The organism is Agrobacterium sp. rho-13.3, from assembly GCF_033957765.2.
Lineage (GTDB): Bacteria > Pseudomonadota > Alphaproteobacteria > Rhizobiales > Rhizobiaceae > Agrobacterium.
The window spans coordinates 706,584-725,161 of sequence record NZ_CP192775.1; the positions used below are offsets into that span (position 1 = coordinate 706,584).

The 18,578-nt window shown below is 56.6% G+C and carries 19 protein-coding genes; 2 read left to right on the plus strand and 17 right to left on the minus strand.

All coding sequences use genetic code 11. From position 1 onward, the window contains the following. Window positions 1-8: 8 nt before the first annotated feature. The 6 genes from RMR16_RS18180 to RMR16_RS18205 form a co-directional block, all read right to left on the minus strand. Window positions 9-884, minus strand: coding sequence for a serine hydrolase (locus RMR16_RS18180; RefSeq protein ID WP_320198720.1), 876 nt, complete (start codon window positions 882-884; stop codon window positions 9-11). Window positions 885-886: 2 nt separating this feature from the next. Next, window positions 887-2,515, minus strand: a complete 1,629-nt coding sequence (locus tag RMR16_RS18185; protein WP_320198721.1) for an ABC transporter ATP-binding protein — start codon at window positions 2,513-2,515, stop codon at window positions 887-889. Next, on the minus strand, window positions 2,512-3,330 hold the full coding sequence (locus tag RMR16_RS18190) for an ABC transporter permease (RefSeq protein ID WP_320198722.1): 819 nt from the start codon (window positions 3,328-3,330) through the stop codon (window positions 2,512-2,514). The genes RMR16_RS18185 and RMR16_RS18190 overlap by 4 nt, the downstream gene beginning before the upstream one ends. Beyond that, a complete protein-coding gene (locus RMR16_RS18195) occupies window positions 3,327-4,271 on the minus strand; it encodes an ABC transporter permease (RefSeq protein WP_320198723.1) in 945 nt (314 codons plus the stop codon). Before RMR16_RS18195 ends, RMR16_RS18190 begins: the two co-directional genes overlap by 4 nt. A 177-nt stretch (window positions 4,272-4,448) precedes the next feature. After that, window positions 4,449-5,357 (minus strand): LysR family transcriptional regulator, encoded by a 909-nt coding sequence (locus RMR16_RS18200; protein ID WP_320199001.1) that lies wholly within the window; start codon window positions 5,355-5,357, stop codon window positions 4,449-4,451. Between the two features lie 54 nt (window positions 5,358-5,411). Further along, window positions 5,412-6,317 carry a LysR family transcriptional regulator gene (locus RMR16_RS18205; RefSeq protein WP_320198724.1) on the minus strand — a complete coding sequence of 302 codons (906 nt, stop codon included), beginning with the start codon at window positions 6,315-6,317 and terminating at the stop codon, window positions 5,412-5,414. Window positions 6,318-6,430: 113 nt separating this feature from the next. Between RMR16_RS18205 and RMR16_RS18210 the strand changes: the two genes are divergently transcribed. Both RMR16_RS18210 and rsgA read left to right on the plus strand, forming a co-directional pair. Then, window positions 6,431-7,816, plus strand: coding sequence for an MmgE/PrpD family protein (locus RMR16_RS18210; RefSeq protein WP_320198725.1), 1,386 nt, complete (start codon window positions 6,431-6,433; stop codon window positions 7,814-7,816). 68 nt (window positions 7,817-7,884) lie between these two features. Continuing rightward, window positions 7,885-8,874 carry a ribosome small subunit-dependent GTPase A gene (rsgA, locus tag RMR16_RS18215; RefSeq protein WP_320199002.1) on the plus strand — a complete coding sequence of 330 codons (990 nt, stop codon included), beginning with the start codon at window positions 7,885-7,887 and terminating at the stop codon, window positions 8,872-8,874. A 52-nt stretch (window positions 8,875-8,926) separates the two neighbouring features. Here the strand turns inward: rsgA and RMR16_RS18220 are convergent, their stop codons facing one another. From RMR16_RS18220 to RMR16_RS18270, 11 genes are all read right to left on the minus strand, one after another. Beyond that, complete coding sequence (locus RMR16_RS18220) at window positions 8,927-10,039, minus strand: NTP transferase domain-containing protein (protein ID WP_320198726.1); 1,113 nt, start codon at window positions 10,037-10,039, stop codon at window positions 8,927-8,929. Next, the gene (locus RMR16_RS18225) at window positions 10,014-10,586 is read right to left on the minus strand and encodes a hypothetical protein (RefSeq protein ID WP_320198727.1); all 573 of its coding nucleotides are present in this window, start codon (window positions 10,584-10,586) and stop codon (window positions 10,014-10,016) included. Before RMR16_RS18225 ends, RMR16_RS18220 begins: the two co-directional genes overlap by 26 nt. Beyond that, window positions 10,583-11,272: an XdhC family protein gene (locus tag RMR16_RS18230; RefSeq protein WP_320198728.1), complete on the minus strand. Its 690-nt coding sequence runs from the start codon at window positions 11,270-11,272 to the stop codon at window positions 10,583-10,585. The genes RMR16_RS18225 and RMR16_RS18230 overlap by 4 nt, the downstream gene beginning before the upstream one ends. Further along, complete coding sequence (locus RMR16_RS18235; RefSeq protein WP_320198729.1) at window positions 11,272-11,610, minus strand: XdhC family protein; 339 nt, start codon at window positions 11,608-11,610, stop codon at window positions 11,272-11,274. The genes RMR16_RS18230 and RMR16_RS18235 overlap by 1 nt, the downstream gene beginning before the upstream one ends. Window positions 11,611-11,765: 155 nt before the next feature. Further along, window positions 11,766-12,959, minus strand: a complete 1,194-nt coding sequence (locus tag RMR16_RS18240) for an ABC transporter substrate-binding protein (RefSeq protein WP_320198730.1) — start codon at window positions 12,957-12,959, stop codon at window positions 11,766-11,768. Window positions 12,960-12,999: 40 nt separating this feature from the next. Then, on the minus strand, window positions 13,000-14,082 hold the full coding sequence (locus tag RMR16_RS18245) for a branched-chain amino acid ABC transporter permease (RefSeq protein WP_320198731.1): 1,083 nt from the start codon (window positions 14,080-14,082) through the stop codon (window positions 13,000-13,002). Between the two features lie 4 nt (window positions 14,083-14,086). Beyond that, window positions 14,087-14,992, minus strand: coding sequence for a branched-chain amino acid ABC transporter permease (locus tag RMR16_RS18250; protein WP_320198732.1), 906 nt, complete (start codon window positions 14,990-14,992; stop codon window positions 14,087-14,089). Between the two features lies 1 nt (window position 14,993). Beyond that, a complete protein-coding gene (locus tag RMR16_RS18255; protein WP_320198733.1) occupies window positions 14,994-15,728 on the minus strand; it encodes an ABC transporter ATP-binding protein in 735 nt (244 codons plus the stop codon). Beyond that, window positions 15,725-16,477 (minus strand): ABC transporter ATP-binding protein, encoded by a 753-nt coding sequence (locus RMR16_RS18260; RefSeq protein WP_320198734.1) that lies wholly within the window; start codon window positions 16,475-16,477, stop codon window positions 15,725-15,727. Before RMR16_RS18260 ends, RMR16_RS18255 begins: the two co-directional genes overlap by 4 nt. 259 nt (window positions 16,478-16,736) lie before the next feature. After that, window positions 16,737-17,708, minus strand: coding sequence for a biotin-dependent carboxyltransferase family protein (locus RMR16_RS18265; protein WP_320198735.1), 972 nt, complete (start codon window positions 17,706-17,708; stop codon window positions 16,737-16,739). Next, window positions 17,698-18,573 (minus strand): 5-oxoprolinase subunit B family protein, encoded by an 876-nt coding sequence (locus RMR16_RS18270; protein ID WP_320198736.1) that lies wholly within the window; start codon window positions 18,571-18,573, stop codon window positions 17,698-17,700. The genes RMR16_RS18265 and RMR16_RS18270 overlap by 11 nt, the downstream gene beginning before the upstream one ends. Window positions 18,574-18,578: the final 5 nt, after the last annotated feature.

Consider the following 18,578-nt stretch of genomic DNA (forward strand, 5'->3'; position numbering starts at 1 on the left):
GATTGTCTTCAGACCTGGAATGCATCCCAGCAAGCGCGAGACAGCCTGCCGATGGTTTCCAGCGACAGCGTATAGCCCGGCGTGCCGTCTGGCATTTCCAGCGGCACCTGATCGGTAAAGGCTGTGATGATATAAAACGGCGCACCGTCGCGGTAGACGATACCGGCGTTCATCCGCCCACGTTTTCCGGTGCCGCCCTTATGGGCCACCACGGTGCCGAATGGCAGTCGTGACGGAATGGCGTAACGCAGAATCTGGTTCTTGAGCGTCTGCAGCGCATAGGCGCAAAGTTCCTGCGACGAGCCGAGCTTTGCAGCAGCCTGTGGCGAAGTCTGCGCATCAAGGATGGTTTGTAGCAGAAACAACTGGTCGTTCGCCGTTGTCGTGGTTACGGACTTCAACGTGTGATCGGGAGACAATGCCAGCGGCGGAATGAGGAAACGGTGATGCGTGCCGCTCATGCCTATGGACTTACAATAGGTGTCCACCTCTTCCAGCGTCAACCGCTCGAACACCATTTTGGTGCAGACATTGTCGCTCAAGACCATCATGCCGGTGATAGCATCGCGCAGCGAAATCACCAGTCCCGGCGTCATGTAGCGCAGCATGCCACTGGCCACTTCTTCGGCAAAACGTGCCTCGTAGGTGATCTGTTCGTCGAGATCGAGCCTGCCTTCATGAACGGCCTTCAGCGCTGCCATCATGATCGATGTCTTGCGCGTGCTGGCCGATGGCGTTTCTTCATCTGCGCCGCGCTCGAACGTCTCACCTGTCAAAAGGTTACGAATACTGAAGCGCGTGACGAAATTCTGCGCGTCGCAGACGGCGTTGAGCTGCTCGGCAACGGTGTCATTTATGGTCTGAGTTGCAGTGTTATTGGTCATGTTCAGTTCTCCAGACGCCATTTGAGTTTGACGCCACCAGTCTCGTTCAGGTCGAGTGCGGGGATGGCCGAAAGCAGGCGGCGCGTATACGCCTCTTTCGGCGTGTCGAAGATTGTGTCGCGATCACCCTGCTCGATGATCCGACCGTCTTGCATGACAACCACACGGTCGGCCACCTGCTCGACAACGCCGAGATCATGACTGATGAACAGGCAGGAAAAGCCGTAGCGCTTTTGCAGGTCGGAAAAGAGCGTCAGCACCTGCGCGCGCACGGTCACATCAAGTGCGGAGACGGGTTCGTCCGCAATCAGAAAACGCGGACGCCGTGCAATGGCACGGGCAATCGCCACGCGCTGCCTCTGCCCGCCCGAAAGTTCATGCGGATAACGCAGCGCATATTCCGCACCAAGCCCGACTTCCTCCAGCGTCTCATAGGCACGCTTCGTCTTGGCAGCGCGATTGATGCCCGGAACGAGGCGAAGGGCTTCCTCCACCAGCGCCAGAATCGTCATGCGCGGATCAAGCGAGGAGTAAGGGTCTTGAAACACCATCTGGCAGTTCAGGCGGTAATCCTGCCAGTCGGCATCACGCTTGCGGCCTTGGAACAGGATTACACCTTCGGTTTCACTCACAAGACCAGCGATGGTGCGCCCAAGCGTGGTCTTGCCGGAGCCGGAGCCGCCGACGAGTGCGACGACCTCGCCCTCGTGGATATCAATGGACACACCATGCAAGGCGCGTTTGGCGGCTCCCTTTTTCAAAAGCGATTTGCGCCCCGGATAATCGACCACGATATTTTTGGCAGAAACCATCGGTGCCGACGTGGTGTTAATTGTCCGAACCTCGCCACGGATCGGCAACGATGACAGAAGCTTGCGCGTATAGTGGTGCTGGGGTGTCTCAAGGATTTGCTCGGTGGTTCCCGCCTCGACAATCGATCCGTTCTCCATCACCACGATGCGGCTGGTGTAGCGTGCAACCATCGGCAGATCATGGCTGATCAGAAGAACGGCCGTGCCTTCCGCCTGCGTCAGCTCGACCATCAATTCCATGACGTCACGCTGAATGACGGCGTCAAGCGCCGTTGTCGGCTCATCGGCAATCAGCAATGCGGGTTTTAAAAGCATCACCGAGGCGAGCATGATGCGCTGGCGCATACCGCCGGAAAACTCATGCGGATAAGAGGTGAGCGCGCCTTCTGGATCGCGGATGCCGACCCGCTCCAGCATGGCCAGGATTTTGGCGCGCCGTTCGGCGGGCGTATCCTTGGTGTGGAGGGTAAGTCCCTCTTCCAATTGCTTTCCGATGGTCATCGACGGATTGAGCGAGGTCATCGGCTCTTGAAAAACAAGGCCGACTTCAGCACCGCGCATCGTGCGCAGATCTGCCTCGCTCATCGAGCTGACATCACGACCTTTATAGATGATCTGACCGCCGGTTTTGCGGATCGAAGGTGGAAGCAGTGAAATCAATGCGCGGGTCGCAAGGGATTTGCCAGAGCCGCTTTCGCCCACGATGCCGAAGATTTCGCCGGGTTCGAGATCGAAACTGACATCTTTCACGACATCCACGCCGCGATGGGCAATCTCAATCCAGAGATTGCGCACGCTGAGAAGTTTTTCCTGTGTCATTTCAAACCTCTCATGCGGGGATCCAGTTTATCGCGAAGCGCATCGCCCAGCAGATTGATGCCGAGCAGTGTCAAAGCGATGCAAAGTCCGGGGAAAAGTCCAAGCCAGACGGCTTGTTCAATGAAGGGACGGCCAGCCGCAAGCATGTTGCCCCACGTGGGTGCCGGTGGTGGCACACCGAGACCAAGGAAGCTCAACGCGCTTTCCGACAGAATAGCCCAGCCAAACATCGAGGTCGCCAGAACGGTGATCGGTGCAAGGCAATTTGGCAGGATATGCCGCAACATGGTGTAAATCTCACCATTGCCCATGATCTTGGAGGCTTCGATAAACTCCCGCTCGCGCAGCGACAGAACCGCGCCGCGCACCACACGCGCCATCGACGGCGTATAGGCGATGCCGAGAGCAAAGATGATGCCGTATTGATTGGCACCGAATACGGCAAGCAGGCCAAGAGCTAGCAAAATGCCCGGAAAGGCAAGAAGCGCATTATTGATGGCCATGATGACGCCATCGATCCAACCGCGAGAATAACCGCTGATCAGTCCGATCAGCGTGCCAGCGACGGTGGCGAAACCCACGGTCAGACAACCGATCCAGACACTGGCGCGCGCACCGATCATAAGTCGGCTAAGGACATCACGACCGAACTCGTCGGCACCGAGCAGGTGCTGGGCACTGGGAGCAGCAAGGCGGGCGGTGAAGCTGAGCTTCATCGGATCAAAGGGCGTCCAGAACAGGCTGAGAGCCGCGACGATGAGCAAGATCGCGATGAGTACTCCGCCGATCAGACCATTGAGAGTAAAATGTTTCATTCGGCCACCACACGCGGATCAAAGAGAGGATAAAGGAGATCGACGATGAGATTGACGACGACGTAGGAAAGCGCCACAAACAGCAGGCATCCCTGAATGACCGGATAATCACGCTGGAAAATGCTATCCACCATCAGTCGCCCGAGGCCCGGAATGGTGAAGACCGTTTCAATGACCGCGATGCCGCCAAGAAGATTTCCGAGGATCAGACCTATCATTGTCCATGTTGGGCCGAACGCGTTCTTGAAGGCGTGTTTCCACAAAACGGCACTCTCGGAGAGTCCCTTGGCGCGGGCGTGGGTGATGTAATCCAATCGCAGCACTTCAAGCGTCGAAGCACGGGCCATTCGGATCAAAACACCTGCTTCATGGATCACCAGCGTCATGATCGGCAGGACCAGATAGAGAAGGCCGCCCACCAGATTCTCGCTGATCGACACATATCCAAGCACCGGCAACCAGCCGAGTTTCAGGCCGAAGAGTAGAAGCAATAACAGGCCAAGCCAGAAGGTCGGGATCGACAAAAGGATCGTCGCGGTGCCGACCAGTGCCAGATCGGTAATGCTGTTCTGGCGCCAAGCCGCAATCACACCGGCTGGAACCGCAATCAGGCTCGCCAGAATAACCGCGATGATGACGATTTCGGCTGAGACCATAAAGCGCGAAACGACGAGCGGCAGGACAGCTTCGTTATTGACGATGGAATGTCCAAAGTCTCCAGTCAGAACGTTGCCGCTCCAGACGAGGAACTGCGCGGGCATCGATCTATCAAGACCGAGTTCGGTTCGCATGGAGGCGATCTGATCTGGCGTTGCCATGTCGCCTAGCATGAGAGCGGCCGGATCACCCGGAATGAAGCGGATCAGCGCGAAGACCGTGATGGAAACAATCACCATGGTCGGCAGCGCCATCAACAGGCGGTTGAGTATAAATCTAATCATCGGTTCCCCTGAACGCGATTGTTGGGGCCGGATCTACCAAGTCACCGGCTGTTTATGCCGAGACTATGAGCGATGAGGGATTTTTGTGCAATATTATGCATTTTCATCATAGCCTTATGCGGATAGTGCGCCCGGCACGGCAAGCGGCATATGGCCGAATGTGATCCCAAAATATTGTTAGTGTTTATCTTTTTGGGAAATAACGATCTGTCGCTTGAGTGCCTCCATCAGCGCTCTGGCGGCAAGTGACGAAGAGATGCCCGACGGCTTGGCCAATCCGAACTCCTGTTTGGAGGACGGAATGAACGGACGTTGAATCACAGGCAGGTGCCGATAGAGATTGGCAAAAAAGCTACTCAAAATAGCAACACCCAGACCATGCGCCGCATAGGCGCAGGCCGAACTGTTGGTATGCGTCTCAATTTTGACGTTCTGCTTCACACCTGCGCGTTTGAAGGTTTGGTCGAGCAACATACGCGTCGGCCTCTGCCTGCCAATCAGAATCAGCGGTACGCCTCGCAAATCCTTCGGGGTGATTTCAGCAAGGGATGCAAGCGGATGATCTTCGGGAATAACGCAAACGCTCGATCCGGTAGCGACCATCTCCATATCGATACCCGGCCCCACCTGATCCTCATAACGTAGAAAGCCGAAATCGATCACCTGCTGCTCCACCAACCTTGCGATGCTGGAGGTGGTTTCGAAAAAGGTTTCGATACGCACGGTTGGAAATTCGCGTGCATATTCGACCAGCATGGCTGGCGCAAAGTTTTCCCACATGCTGCTGGGCAGGCCAATGCGCACCAACTCAGGCCCGGTGGCACCGCTGCGCAAATCCTCCGCCAGACCAGCAAAACGGTTCAGTCCAAGAAGAATGTTTTCCGCATCCCGCGCCAGAATACCGGCTTCCGGTGTTGGGATAAGACGGCCCTTGTCGCGATCAAACAGCCTCAGCGAAAGATCTGCCTCCAATTGCTGCAAAAGACGGCTGACGCCGGACTGGCTAAGCCCCATGCTTTTGGCGGTCGCAATCGTTGACCCCGTGGCAAGAAGGGTTTTCAGCACTTCCAATTGTCTGAAATTGATCATGTGTGGTGCGGCCCCATTACCAGCTAGTCCTGCGAAACAGCATCTCGCCTCTTATGTCCATTCCCGAAGATATTGCAGAAAAGGTGCCGCCGATTTCGGCAGCGGATTTCGGTCGGAACTGACCACTGCGTAATCGACGGTGAGATCAGGTTCAAGGGGTACAAAGGCTAGCGGCAGCGCTGTGTATTCCCGTGCCAGCAATTCGCTGACGATAGCCATACCCAACCCTTCCGCCGCCAGAGCACAGGCGCAACCCACGGAATGGGCCTCTATGGCTGGGCGCTGACGCAGACCCTGCTTGTAGAAAAGCGCTTCCAACTCGTGCCGCACTGGCCGTTCTCGGTTCAACAGGATCAAGTCGTGTGATTTGAGGTCCGGGATAGTCAAATTTTCTCGCTTCGCAAGTGGGTGGTCACGGCGCATGACGCAGATATTGCGCGACGGTAAAACATGCTCTTCCCGCAAACCCGGTGTTGATGATGGCAACCGGGTAAAGCCAATATCCGCCTGACCATCGGCAACCATGCGCTCGATCACCACATAACTGCCGGATGCGACTTCGATACGCACGGGTCCATTTTCTGCAAGAAACCGCTTGATCAGTCGCGGCACCAGCGTGACAGAAAGACTTGCCGGAAAGGCGAGCCGCAACGGAATTTCCAGCGAGCGACCGTTCTCAAGCTCTTGCGCCGTCACCTTCAACGCCGTCAACCGGTCGGAAATCGCCCTGATTTCCGGGCCGAGTTGCAAGCCTTCACGCGTCATCGACAGCCTGTTCTTGTCACGCTCGAACAGCCTTACCCCAAGATAAAGCTCAAGCTGATGCAGCAGGCGGCTCGCATTGGATTGGGAAATGCCCAGATCGGCAGCAGCCGCAATCGTCGAGCCGGTGGCAGCAATCGCATCATAGGCGTGGATGTGTTTGACGCTGATCGTGATGTCATGTCCCTGCGCCATTCTTTCTCCTGAAAAACGAATAGAACCACCCGCAAATTGCATAAGATTGCACGATAGAACAAAGCCGCACATTACTGCGCCCCTTAGCGAAGACTGGGTAGAGGGTTTAGTCAATGGCAACAGTTCTGGAAAAAATCTCCGCTCATGTGGTTTCGAAAATGGATTTTTCACATCTCGCCACAACTCGAGCGAAACACGCCATCATCGATACAATTGGCTGCATGGTGGCAGGCGCCGGCGATCAGACGCCTCTATCCGTCGCAGCTGCTTTTTCCAATGACATAGGGACTGGCGGTGTGTCAGCAATGTTCACCGGCGGTCGGGCATCCCCCGCGATTTCCGCATTGATCAATGGCACCGCCGCACATTGTCTGGATTTCGACGATAATTTTCACCCGGCTCGCGCCCACGCCTCCGCAGTTCTTGTCCCTGCCTTGCTGGCGATTGCCACGGCTGATCGTTCCATCTCCGGCCCCCGGTTTATACGTGCTTATCTGGCTGGCCTAGAAGCGCAGGCCGCCGTTGGTTTCGGAGTCAATCCCTCCCACTACAACAGAGGCTGGCACGGAACATCGACCGTCGGCTGCATTGGATCAGCGGCAGGCGTGGCAATTCTCCTCGGTCTCGGTGAAGCGCAAATCGCACAGGCGATGAGCATTGCAACCAGCTTTGCCGCAGGTCCGAAAGGTCAATTTGGAACAGCGGTAAAACCACTTCATGCGGGCATGGCGGCCCGCAATGCGGTTGAGGCCGCCTATCTTGCACAAGCGGGTATCACTGGCAGGCTGGACATTCTGGAACGACCGCAAGGCTTCCTCGATTTGTTTGGTGGTACTGATTCAACGGGGTGGGATGCGCTCTCATGGGACGAAAGCCACATCATTGAAATACGAGGCCTGGTAACGAAACTTCACCCATGCTGCGCATCTACACACCGCGTCATCGATGCCGCCCTTGACCTGAAAACCGACCACCCGTTCTCGCTTGATCAGGTACAGCGCATTGAAACAAAGGTGGGCCGGTCTGCCGTCGACAATCTGACCTATTCCGAACCCGCGGACGAAATGCAGGCACGATTTTCGATGCAATACTGCCTGGCGACTGCGCTTCTTCAAGGCAGGCTTTCTCTCTCTGACTTCACGCGTGATGCAATCTCCCGGCCGGAAATCCGTCGCCATATGCCTAAAATTTCCATGACGGCTTACAGCGAAGAGGAGGAGCGCGGCGTTGAACGCATCGCGCATCAAGTCACCGTCACCCTGCTTGATGGGCGAATATTCCGGACCGAGCGGTTGCATGCCAAAGGCGCGATAGCGGCTCCTCTTACGGAAGCCGACCGCCATTCCAAGTTCTCGGATTGTATGCGTTGGGCTGGACTGGAGGAGGAACGCCTGTACTCAGCATTGGCTGATATCGGAGAGGTTGATTCCGTCAAGGAAGCATTATGCATCTTCGATCCAATCCGTGTTATAGCTCGTTCCCAACCTGCAACACGCTGACTCATAACAGCTTCACTGAAATCTAGGATCGAGACTTGACCAATCCCAAGCCGTCGTTGTCACTTGAAATGCTCGGCTGGTCCGATTTCTTTGCGGATCAGGTCAAGCCAGATGAAACGGATCTCTTACCCAGCCGCGTTGCTTCTGTTCACCGTGATCGCATAGATACGATCAATGTCGCCGGACCGATTGCGCTTCAACTTCCCGCCAATGCCAACACTGCTGAATTTGCGGTCGGCGATTGGGTTTTGGCTGATCCCATGACGGGCATGTTTGTCACGCGTCTCGACCGGAAAACCGTATTTCAACGCCGTTTGGAAGGTGGACATGGCCAACAGCTCGCGGCAGCCAACGTCGATACGCTGCTAATCGTGACGTCGTGCAACGCAGATTTCAACCTCGCGAGGCTTGAACGTTATCTCATCATGGCCAATCAGGCGAGGACCGATCCGGTGATCGTCTTGACCAAGGCCGATACCGCCGAAGACGCGAGCATATTCGAACAACAGGCCAAGGAACTCCAGCGCGATTTGCCTGTTGTCGTCGTGAATGCGCGGTCGCACGATGCAGCATCCCATCTGAAACCGTGGTGCGGCATTGGCCAAACCTTGGCATTGGTCGGGTCTTCGGGCGTTGGAAAATCGACTCTCGTAAACACCCTGTCCGACCTTAAGGACGATGCCATGCAGAAGACCGGAAGTGTCCGTGAACATGATGCAAAAGGCAGGCACACAACGACCGCACGATCCTTGCACGCCGTTTCGGGTGGCGGCTGGATTATCGATACGCCGGGAATAAGAACACTATTTGTCAGCGATGTTACCGACGGCATCGACACATTGTTCGCGGAAATTACCGAACTGTCTCCGCTTTGTAAATTTCGTGATTGCACACACGCCCACGAACCCGGCTGCGCCGTGCAGGCGGCGGTTGCCAGCGGCACTCTGAGCGCCGATCGTCTGGATCGCTGGCGCAATCTGCTTTCCGAAAACCGTGCCCGAACACCTGTGGTCAGCGGGCCACGCGGCAACAAAACCGTGCGCAAGAACAAATACTGAGCGTTCATAACCGCCCAAAAACGATGGTGTAAAAGCTCTCAAGACCGAGAGACTATTGATCCCGTGACTCCTGATCGCATGGCCCGAGGAGAACCCCACCCGCCTTTGCAATCTCCTCTGGCGTGTCGACATCAACTTGCGCGGCAGGTCCGATTTCGACGTCAATCACTGTTAGACCCGAGGTTTCAATCAGGTGGCGGGCACCGGTGTCTCCTTCCAATCGCAACACGGCGTCCCGCAATGCTTTTGGCAGGATTACCGGGTTTCCCGGCTTACCATGTGAGGATGCACGAACGATGGATGTTCCGCCCGCGCGTTGGAACTCGGTGATCAGACGGTTGAGATCGGCGGTGCTGATGGCCGGCACGTCGGCCATCAAGACCAGCACACCATCAGCGTTGCGTGCTTGCTCTGCCATAAAACCACTTGCCAGCGAACTCGACATTCCCGAAGCGTAGTCGGGATTGATCATGATATTCAGCTCCAGGTCCGTCAGAGCACTGCGCAACTCGTCCTCGCGATACCCCAGAACAGCCGTGACCGAGGATGCTATGCTATTGGTCGCGATCTGGGCCGTGCGGCGGATAAGCGGGATGCCATCGAACTCAGCAAGAAGCTTGTGTGAGCCGCTTTTACCCATTCGCGTCGACAGTCCTGCGGCCAAAATAATGATCGCAACAGACACCTGGCCTCCCTTTTCCTGCGGTATATCGCGTGGCATCGGTCGGCTTTGGATTTCCATGAGCAATCCGCCAACGCCCATTCGGCTGATATCGTGTTCGTCCGGATTCTCCCCGGCGAGAATGCGCTCCAAAATCCAGTCGAAACCGTTTTCTCTCGGGCTGCGTGCGCATCCCGGTGCACCGATAATATAACTCGCGCCAAGACGACCCAGCACTAGGAGATTGCCGGGATCGACAGGCATACCAACCCGAAGAACCGTGCCGCCGGCCTCTCGGATCGCTTGCGGAATGACGTCAGCCGTGTCGATGACGGCGGAGGCACCGAAAACGACGACAAGTTTTGGCGCGTCATCGGGCAAGGCAACAATTTGCTTGAGAGAGTGAACAAGGGCCGGAACATTATGCGGCGTTCGAACCTCCCTCCGCAATCGGTTGTCGCAAACGGCCAGTCGGCGATCAAGAATGCGCGCTGTTTTGTCCATAACGGAGGACTTCAATTGGGGCAGTTCCGTTGCAATCAGGCTGACAGCATGTTGCCGAAATGGCCGGACTTCGAAGCGCCTCCCTACACAGTAACGCGCAGGCCTTTCCAAGCTGTTTTCGTGAAACGGCAAGCGGGATAATCTTGAAAGTTGCAACCATATCGCCGCTGTTGACCCTGCTGTGATCGGCAACGCAGGCAAAAGTAATGGCCTGGTCGATGGCATTGAATTGATCGACGACAGCCTTTTCTACAGCAAATACCCCTTTCACCGTTGCGTAGACATTGACCCGCCCCGTCTTTGCGTCTGAAAATCGCAGATGTTCTGCCGGAATGGATTGTGACAGCATCCAGGCCGCCTCGTCCTCGCCGGCATCATCGTCTTCCATTCGCACGCCAGTAACGTCGCTCAGGCCTGCTGCTTTTATCTGGAGCAAATCGGCGGCCTGGAGGATATGGCCTTTGCAAAACTGTCTTTCAGGCAGCTTTAATGTGTGGGCAAGCACGAGACCATCTGCCTCAGCAATGGAAAACTGCCCAAACTTCATCTCTTCGGCCCCAAAGGCGACGAAGGCGAATGCAAGGATTGCACGACCTCGGCAAGGATTGCGATTGCTATCTCAGCCGGATTGGTCGCGCCGATATCCAGCCCGATGGGCGCATGGATTGCTGATATAGTCTGACTATCAAACCCATCTTGCATAAGGCGCTTGGTGCGAGAGGCATGAGTCTTGCGGCTGCCGAGAGCACCGACATAAAAACAACCCGCCCGTAATGCCTCCACAAGTGCAGAATCATCAATCTTGGGGTCGTGGGTTAGAGCCACCAAGGCGGTGTAGCGGTCGAGTGGATTTGTGATGAAGTGATCGGCGGGCCAATCTGGCGACAATTTTGCACCCGGAAAGCGTTCTGGTGTGGCGAATGCCGTGCGCGGGTCAACGACGTAAACATCGAAACCAGCAAACATGGCCATCTGCGTGAGAAACTGGCCGATATGCACAGCACCGATGATGACGATACGGGGCGCTGGCAGGTAGACATTCAGAAAACTGCTACCCTGCTCTGTCTCAACCGTCATTGATCGGCCAGAGCGAAATGCGTTCACAACGTCATCTCCTAGTGCATCACCCTCGAAAAGAACACGCTCCTCACCAGTTGAAAGATCGGTCAGCAAACCAGCAGAAACACGTTGACTGCGGGCTGCATTCAGTTGCTGAAGACTATCGAGACGCATCAATCGAGCCTTTCGACATAAACGCGAATGCGCCCGCCACAGGATAATCCCGCACGCCACGCCATCTCATCCGCAACGCCGAATTCCATCATTACGGCTTTGCCCTCCGCAATAACGTCCATGGATGCGGTGATGACAGCAGCCTCGACACATCCGCCTGAAACAGAGCCCTCGAAATTGCCGTCACTGTCCACGACAAGATGACTACCGACCCCGCGCGGTGCTGAACCCCATGTTTCGATAACAGTCGCAATGGCAACGTCTCGGCCGCTCCGTTTCCAAGCCTCTGCCGTGACAAGAGGATTACCGTCTTTGCGATCGTGTAATTGCGATACCACGTTTGTTTCCCTTTTTGCCGCAGGGAGAGTGTTGTGTTGGCGTGCTTGACCAGCGCCCGGTCGAATAAGCTGACGAGCGAACAAGGGTTCGGGGTGGCTCTGCGTTGGTGAACTGCGCATCGGCTAAGCATGTCAGCCGATGCGCAAATCATACGTTACTTAACGAGTGCGCTGACCGGAATAGGCTCGGAAATTGTCCAGTTACCAACCACACCGGGCTTGCCGTTTTTCGTTTCCACAATCAGGTAGCGGGCCTGATTTTGGTGGTGCAGTTCGGATGTGAAAGTACGAGGTCCAAAGAGTGTCGGTTCGCCCTTCATCTTTTCAAGCTCGGCAACAACGGCGTCAGCTTCCGTCGTCCCCGCACGTTCAACGGCCTTGGCCCACACATCGATGAGTGAATAGCCCGGATAGACGTATTGGCTGGACGGGTCAGTGCCGGTTTTTTGTTTGTAGACGGCGCCGAACTTCTGGACTTCGGGATTGGGGTCATCGCCATAGATCGAGCCCTGAACCGGCGTGAAGAAATTCGACAAGTCTGGCACTGCCGATAACCAGTAACTTCCGTCCACGCCAGAACCGTTGAGGATCATGGAGTTGATGCCAGCGGCACGGATCTGTTTGATGGCAGACACAGCACCGGGCATCATCGTGCACAGCATGATGGCGTCAGGTTCCTGCGGCAGAGACTTAATGCGGGTAATCTGTGCGGCAATAGAGGCGTCTTCGTTCTTGAAGGTGTCCTTCCCGACGAGCTTGGCCCCCTTGGCTTCCAGCTTCGGCATCATCCAGTCGAAACCGTCGCAAATACCCTTGTTATATTCGGTCCATGTATCGAGCAGACGATAATATGTCTTTGCCTTCTTCTCATTGAAGGCCCATTCCGCCATTGTCGCACCCTGCACGGCAGCGAGTACGGATGCCGAGAAGCTGTGTGGACCAACGCCCTGAATACCGGCCTTCACCGATTCCGCGCAGAGGAAGAACGAGACGAGACCGGCATCTTCAGCTGCCAGCGCAGCCGGCGCACCGAAATCGTAGTCGCAGGAGACGACCACCAGATCTGCGCCCTTGTCGATCACAGATAGACCAGCCTTGGCACCTTCCGCACGGTCGGATTTGGTGTCAGCGCTAACAACCTCGATCTTTTTACCGAGTAGACCACCAGCAGCATTGATCTCATCGATGCGGATCATCGCCGCATCCTGCGCTGGCTTGTCGTAGGCCTCCATGAAACCGGAGGCGCCAGTGGCGAAGCCCACGACAATTTTGTCGTCATCCGCCCATGCGGGTAATGTGGCCATGGTGGTGGCCAGAACGGTTGCAAGTATTCTCGTCATATAAGCCATTCTGTTCTCCTTTATTGCCGTACGGTTTCCTCTCCGTCGGCTATTTGTTGTGACTGCGACGAAATAAGGTGATCTCGCGATTGCCTATCAAACCGGCAGGACGAAGCGCGAGGATCACAATCATGATGACTCCGAGAGCGATCTCCTGAAGTCCTTTGGGAAGAGCCAGCGTGATGCTGCCCACAGGGACACCCGCCTCAAGCATGCGCAGTGCCTGAATGAGAGCGGACAGAAGAACCACACCGATCACCGCGCCTGACAGGCTGCTCATGCCGCCCACAACGAGCATGGAAAGCGTGATGAAGGTGAGGCCGAGATAGAACGTATCGGGCGTGACGACCCCGATCGAATGCGCCATCAGCGCGCCGCCAAGCCCCATGACAGCACCGGAGATGGTGAAAGCGACAAGGCGTTCCTTGGGGATATCAACGCCGGAGGCGGCGGCAGCGGTCGGTTCGTCACGCGCCGCACGCAACGCCAGACCGGAACGGGAGATGGCGTGCGCCCAGGCGATGAAAATGGCGATGACCGCAGCAATCATGTAGGGCCAGATGGTGCGCACGATTGGAATGCCGACCACCGAGGATGTTGCGCCGGTCACATCTTCCCAGTTGGAGTAAATCGTATTGATCATCGCCAGAACCGCGAAGGTTGCAATCGAGGCCGCAATCCCGGACAGTCGCATCAGCACTCGACCGAAGATAAGCGCCACAACGCCAGCAAACACTGCGGCAATCGCTGCCGATTCCCAGTAAGGCAAGCGGGTTTCCAGCAACCATTGCGGCAGACCGGGAAGCGCGCTTTTCTTCATGATGGGGTTGATGGTGAGCCATGCGGCGGCATAGGCACCGAGACAGGTGAAGCCGATATGCCCGAAACTCAGCACGCCGGAATTGCCGATGAAAATGTAAAGCCCAACCACGAGCGTGACGCGGACAAAAACGTCGATGACGGCTTGGTTAAAGGGTTTCGACCCGGTCATCACAGTCAGGCAAGCGATGACGATGATGAGAAGTGAAAGCAGAATCGGCGTCATGATGGTTCGGCGCGCAAGGGAAAAGGGTGCGGGCTTTCGCGGTTGAGCCAATTCTGCGGGCAATATGGGTGAGGTTACAAGTGTCATGAAATCAGACCCTTTCCTTGGTGCCGCGTGCGGCAATCAGGCCCTGCGGACGGAAGAGGAGGATGAGGATGACTGCGCCATAGACGAAGGCATCGCGGAAAGGACGGGCATCCACCGGCAGGACGACCTGCATCACAACCGATGCTGCGCCAAGCAGGAAACCCGCGAGCACAGCACCGCCGAGACTGCCGAGGCCACCAATCACGGTTGCGATGAAGGCCATCAGCATGATTGATGCCCCCATCTGAATATCGGCCGTACCCGTCTGACTGCCGAAGATGAGAGCGATGGCACCGGCAAGAGCGCCGGAAAGGGCAAAAGCACCCATAATCACCCGGTTGGCGCGCACGCCGAGCATACGTGCCATGGTAAAGTTTTCCGCCGCCGCCCGCATTTCCAGCCCGAAACGCGTGCGCCGCAAGAACAGCGAAAGCCCGATGAGGATCAGCACCGTTGCAATGATGGTGATCAATTGCAGAAGCGGCAGTCGTGCGCCGAAGATTTCCACTGGCTGCGACAGCATTGGCAGCAGGGAGATGGATTTCGGCCTGCTGGTGAACAGCATCAACAGGAAATAGCGGATGACAAAGCCAAGCGCGAAAGACGCGATCATCATGGTTGCCGGGCTGGCACGCCGGAAGCGACGAAACACCACGATTTCACACAGCACGGACAAGCCAGCACCGACGATGAGAACAAATGGCACCAGCAGATACCAAGGCATATGCCCGGCAAACACGATAGCCATGGCATCTGTCGAAGGCCAAAGCAGCGCGAAGATGCAAAAGGCGATAACGTCGCCATGAGCAAAGTTCACCAGACGCATGACACCGAAGATGAGCGCGATGCCGAGCGCGCCGAGTGCGTAAAGTGAGCCGAGAGACAATGAGTCGAAGACGATCTGTAACATCTCAATGATCCTCGTAACCGAAATAGGCGGCCTGAATGGCCTCGCTGTTGCCGAGTGTGCGGGCATCACCATCAAGGACGATTTCGCCGCCCCGCATGAGGATCATGCGACCGCCAACCATCACGGCACGGGCGGAGCTTTGCTCCACCACCAGAAGCGTCAGCCGCCGTTGCGCCTGTAGAGCCATCAACCGCTCGTAAACCTGATCGGTGATGTTGGGCGCAAGCCCAAGTGACGGCTCATCAATGGCAATCAGGCGCGGATTGGTCATGAGTGCACGACCAATCACCAGCATCTGCTGCTGACCGCCGGAGAGAAGACCGGCCTGACCGTTACGGCGCTCTTTCAGGATAGGAAACGTCTCATAAACCGCTTCCAGCTCGCTTGCGGCGCGAGTGCGCCAACCTCGCTCAGCCGCATGCATGCCCGTGCCGACCAGAAGGTTTTCTTCGATAGTCAGGGAGCCAAACACCTCGCGCCCTTCTGGCACCATCGAAAATCCAAGCCGCGCGATGTCTTCCGGTGACTTGCCTGTAATTTCCTGACCGGAAAAATCAATGCGCCCCGCCGCAGCGGGTGTCACGCCTGCGATCGAACGCATGAGGGAGGATTTGCCCGCGCCATTCGGGCCAGTGATAAAAAGAATTTCTCCCTCATCAATGGAAAAGGAAACTCCGCGCACGGCGGTGAGCCTGCCATAACGGATTGCGATATCAGAGACTGCGAGAATGCTCATTGCAGTGCCTCCACGATCGGAAGGTTGGTTTCGGCGGCGGTTCCCATATAGGCGTGCCGCACTTTCTCACTGTCACGGATGGCGGCAGGTGTGCCTTCTTCGATTACGGCACCGGAATCCAGCACGACAATATGGTCGCACAGGCCAAGAACAAGACCGACATTGTGCTCGATAATCAGAACGCCACAGCCAAGATCACGGGCAATGCGGCGCACAAGCCCCGAAAGATCGGCAGCTTCGTGGCTGCTCATTCCGGCGGCTGGCTCATCGAGTAGAATGTATTCAGGACGCCCCATCAGGGCGCGGCCAATCGCAACCCGGCGCTCATCGGTGTAAGGCAAAGTTCCGGCGACGCGCGAACCGAGCGTGCCAATGCCCATCCAATCCAGCATGGCTTGCGCTTCGGCCACTGCGGCGCGTCTGCTCATACCAAGGCCAACGCCAGTAACCTCCAGATTGTCGATAACCGGCAAATCCTTGAACAGCCGACCGCCTTGAAACGTACGGGCAATGCCACGACGCCGCACCATATGCGGCTTCAACCCGCCAAGCGACGCGCCGTCCAGTTTCACAGCGCCTTCTGTCGGCAGTTGAAAGCCGGTCAGCACGTTCACCAAAGTTGTTTTGCCTGCGCCATTCGGACCGATAAGCCCGCTGATATGTCCGGGCGTGATATCCAGTGTCACAGACGACAGAGCCTTGAGCCCCGCGAAGGCGACGGAGACGTTTTCCGCACTGAGATGACCCATTTCCCTGTTCCTTATGTTGTCTCAGGAAAGGGCACGCGGAACCGGACCGTATGACGGCCAGAAGGTTCCTGCGATGTTCCCCTTTATATTCCGGCAATCTCTGCGGACCGCTCGGTTACCAAATTCACGCCGTTTGACGGCCTAGTCTTGTCGTTGTGCGCGCCGGATATAGTCTTCTGGCGCGGCGGAGGGCCAGCTTTGGCTGACCGAACCCCTCCCTGTTGTTTCCCGGCTCCTCCACCGGAAAAATCCGGCCGCTTCAAGCGGTCAGAAATTCTTCTGCTTTGGCAAGAGCGGCGCGGCGATCCGCACGTGCGACAAGTGCTTCTTCAAGGCTGACCGGCACAAATTGCGCCGGTGTGTGTGGCTGCATCTGGGCGATACGATCCATATCTGCCGAGATGACGACGCCCAGCATCATGTAACCGCCACCCGAAACCGCATCGCGGTGCAGAACGATGGGTTCCGTTCCACTCGGCACCTGCACTGATCCATACGGGTAGCAAGCATCCACGATATTGGATGGATCCGAGCCTGCACCAAATGGCTGTTCACGCGGCATGAACTCAAGCGGTGTGCCGCCCCGGAAGCGGTAGCCGATACGGTCTGCCTCAGGTGCGACCTTCCATGTATCCTCGAAGAAGCGTTTACCCGCAGCTTCTGTAATGCGGTGCCAGTAAATGCCGGGAAGCATTCTCAGCTCCGCTGGCTGCGCACCAAGACCACGCAGTTCAGGCGGCAACGTCAATCCAGCCTTGCCTTGACCAGCCCCGATGGGAAGCTCATCACCGGCTTTCAGCACGCGGCCTTCAAAACCGCCGAGCGCACCCAAAACATAGGTTGATCTCGATCCCAACACGACAGGAACGTCTACGCCACCGGAGATCGCGATATAGGCCCGCGCACCGGATTTGAGATATCCGAACGACAGGCGATCACCCGCCTTGACCGCAAAGCTTTCCCACGTCGGTTGCTCCACGCCATTGACCTTTGGCGGCAACTCGCCACCGGTAACCGCAACGACCGCCGGTGCCATGAATTCCAGTTCCGGCCCCATGAAGGTGGCTTCCAACACCGCAGCTCCGGGATCATTACCCACAAGAAGATTTGCAATGCGGGTGGAAAACCGATCCATGCCGCCGCCTTCGGGAATACCGGAATGGTAATAACCGGGACGACCGAGATCCTGAACCGATGTGGCAAGGCCGGGAGTGATGACTTTAACGGCCATTGAGAAGCTCCATCAGTTTGGCGTTGGTGCCTAAAATGTCCTTGTTGAAATCGGTAAGGCTAAAGGTGCAATCGCGCACCGCCGGCTGCCAGCGATTTGCGTCGATCTCCTCAAGCGTCGCGTCATACTCATCACGGGTGATCGACTTGAACTTGACGATATCGCCCGGCTTGAACAGGCACATTTCGTCCGTCAGATAGCGCACCTTACGGGTCGGGTCATAGATCGGGGCTGGTGTGACGCCATACATCTGATAGCCGCCAGCGCCACGCACGGAATAGATCGCCGCAAAACAACCCCCATGGCCGACTGTGAGTTTTGGCGTGTCGGTGCGAGGCCGCAAATATTTCGGCGCTTCGATCTGCTTCTTGCGTTCAACCATCTGGTAAAGCCACGGCAGTCCGGCCACGAATCCAACCATCGAAACGAACCATGGCTGGCCGGAGTAAGCGGCGATAAATTCATCAACTGTCGGATAACCGTTGATCCGCGCCGAATATTCCAGATCGGTCGAGCTCGGGTCTTGGTGGCGCTCACGAAAACGCGCTCCGGTTTCGTGCGTCCATGGGTCCTGAAAATACACCGGCAGCTCGATAATTCGTGTCTTCAGCGCGGCATCGGATTTCGACGCCGCATCCTCCATGGATTTCAGTTCTTTCAATAAATCATGTGGTGAGATCACATCCGGGTTGAAGCGTATCTGAAAGCTGGCATTGGCGGGGCAGGTTTCTGTCACACCGCGGATGCCCGCCTGCCGCACCGCATTGATCATCGACAGCCCAGTGAAAAATGACGCAAGCGACATGTCTTCGGACACTTCCCCGAAGATGTGTTCGTCGCCGCCGAAGTTGAATCGTATCGACATCGGTT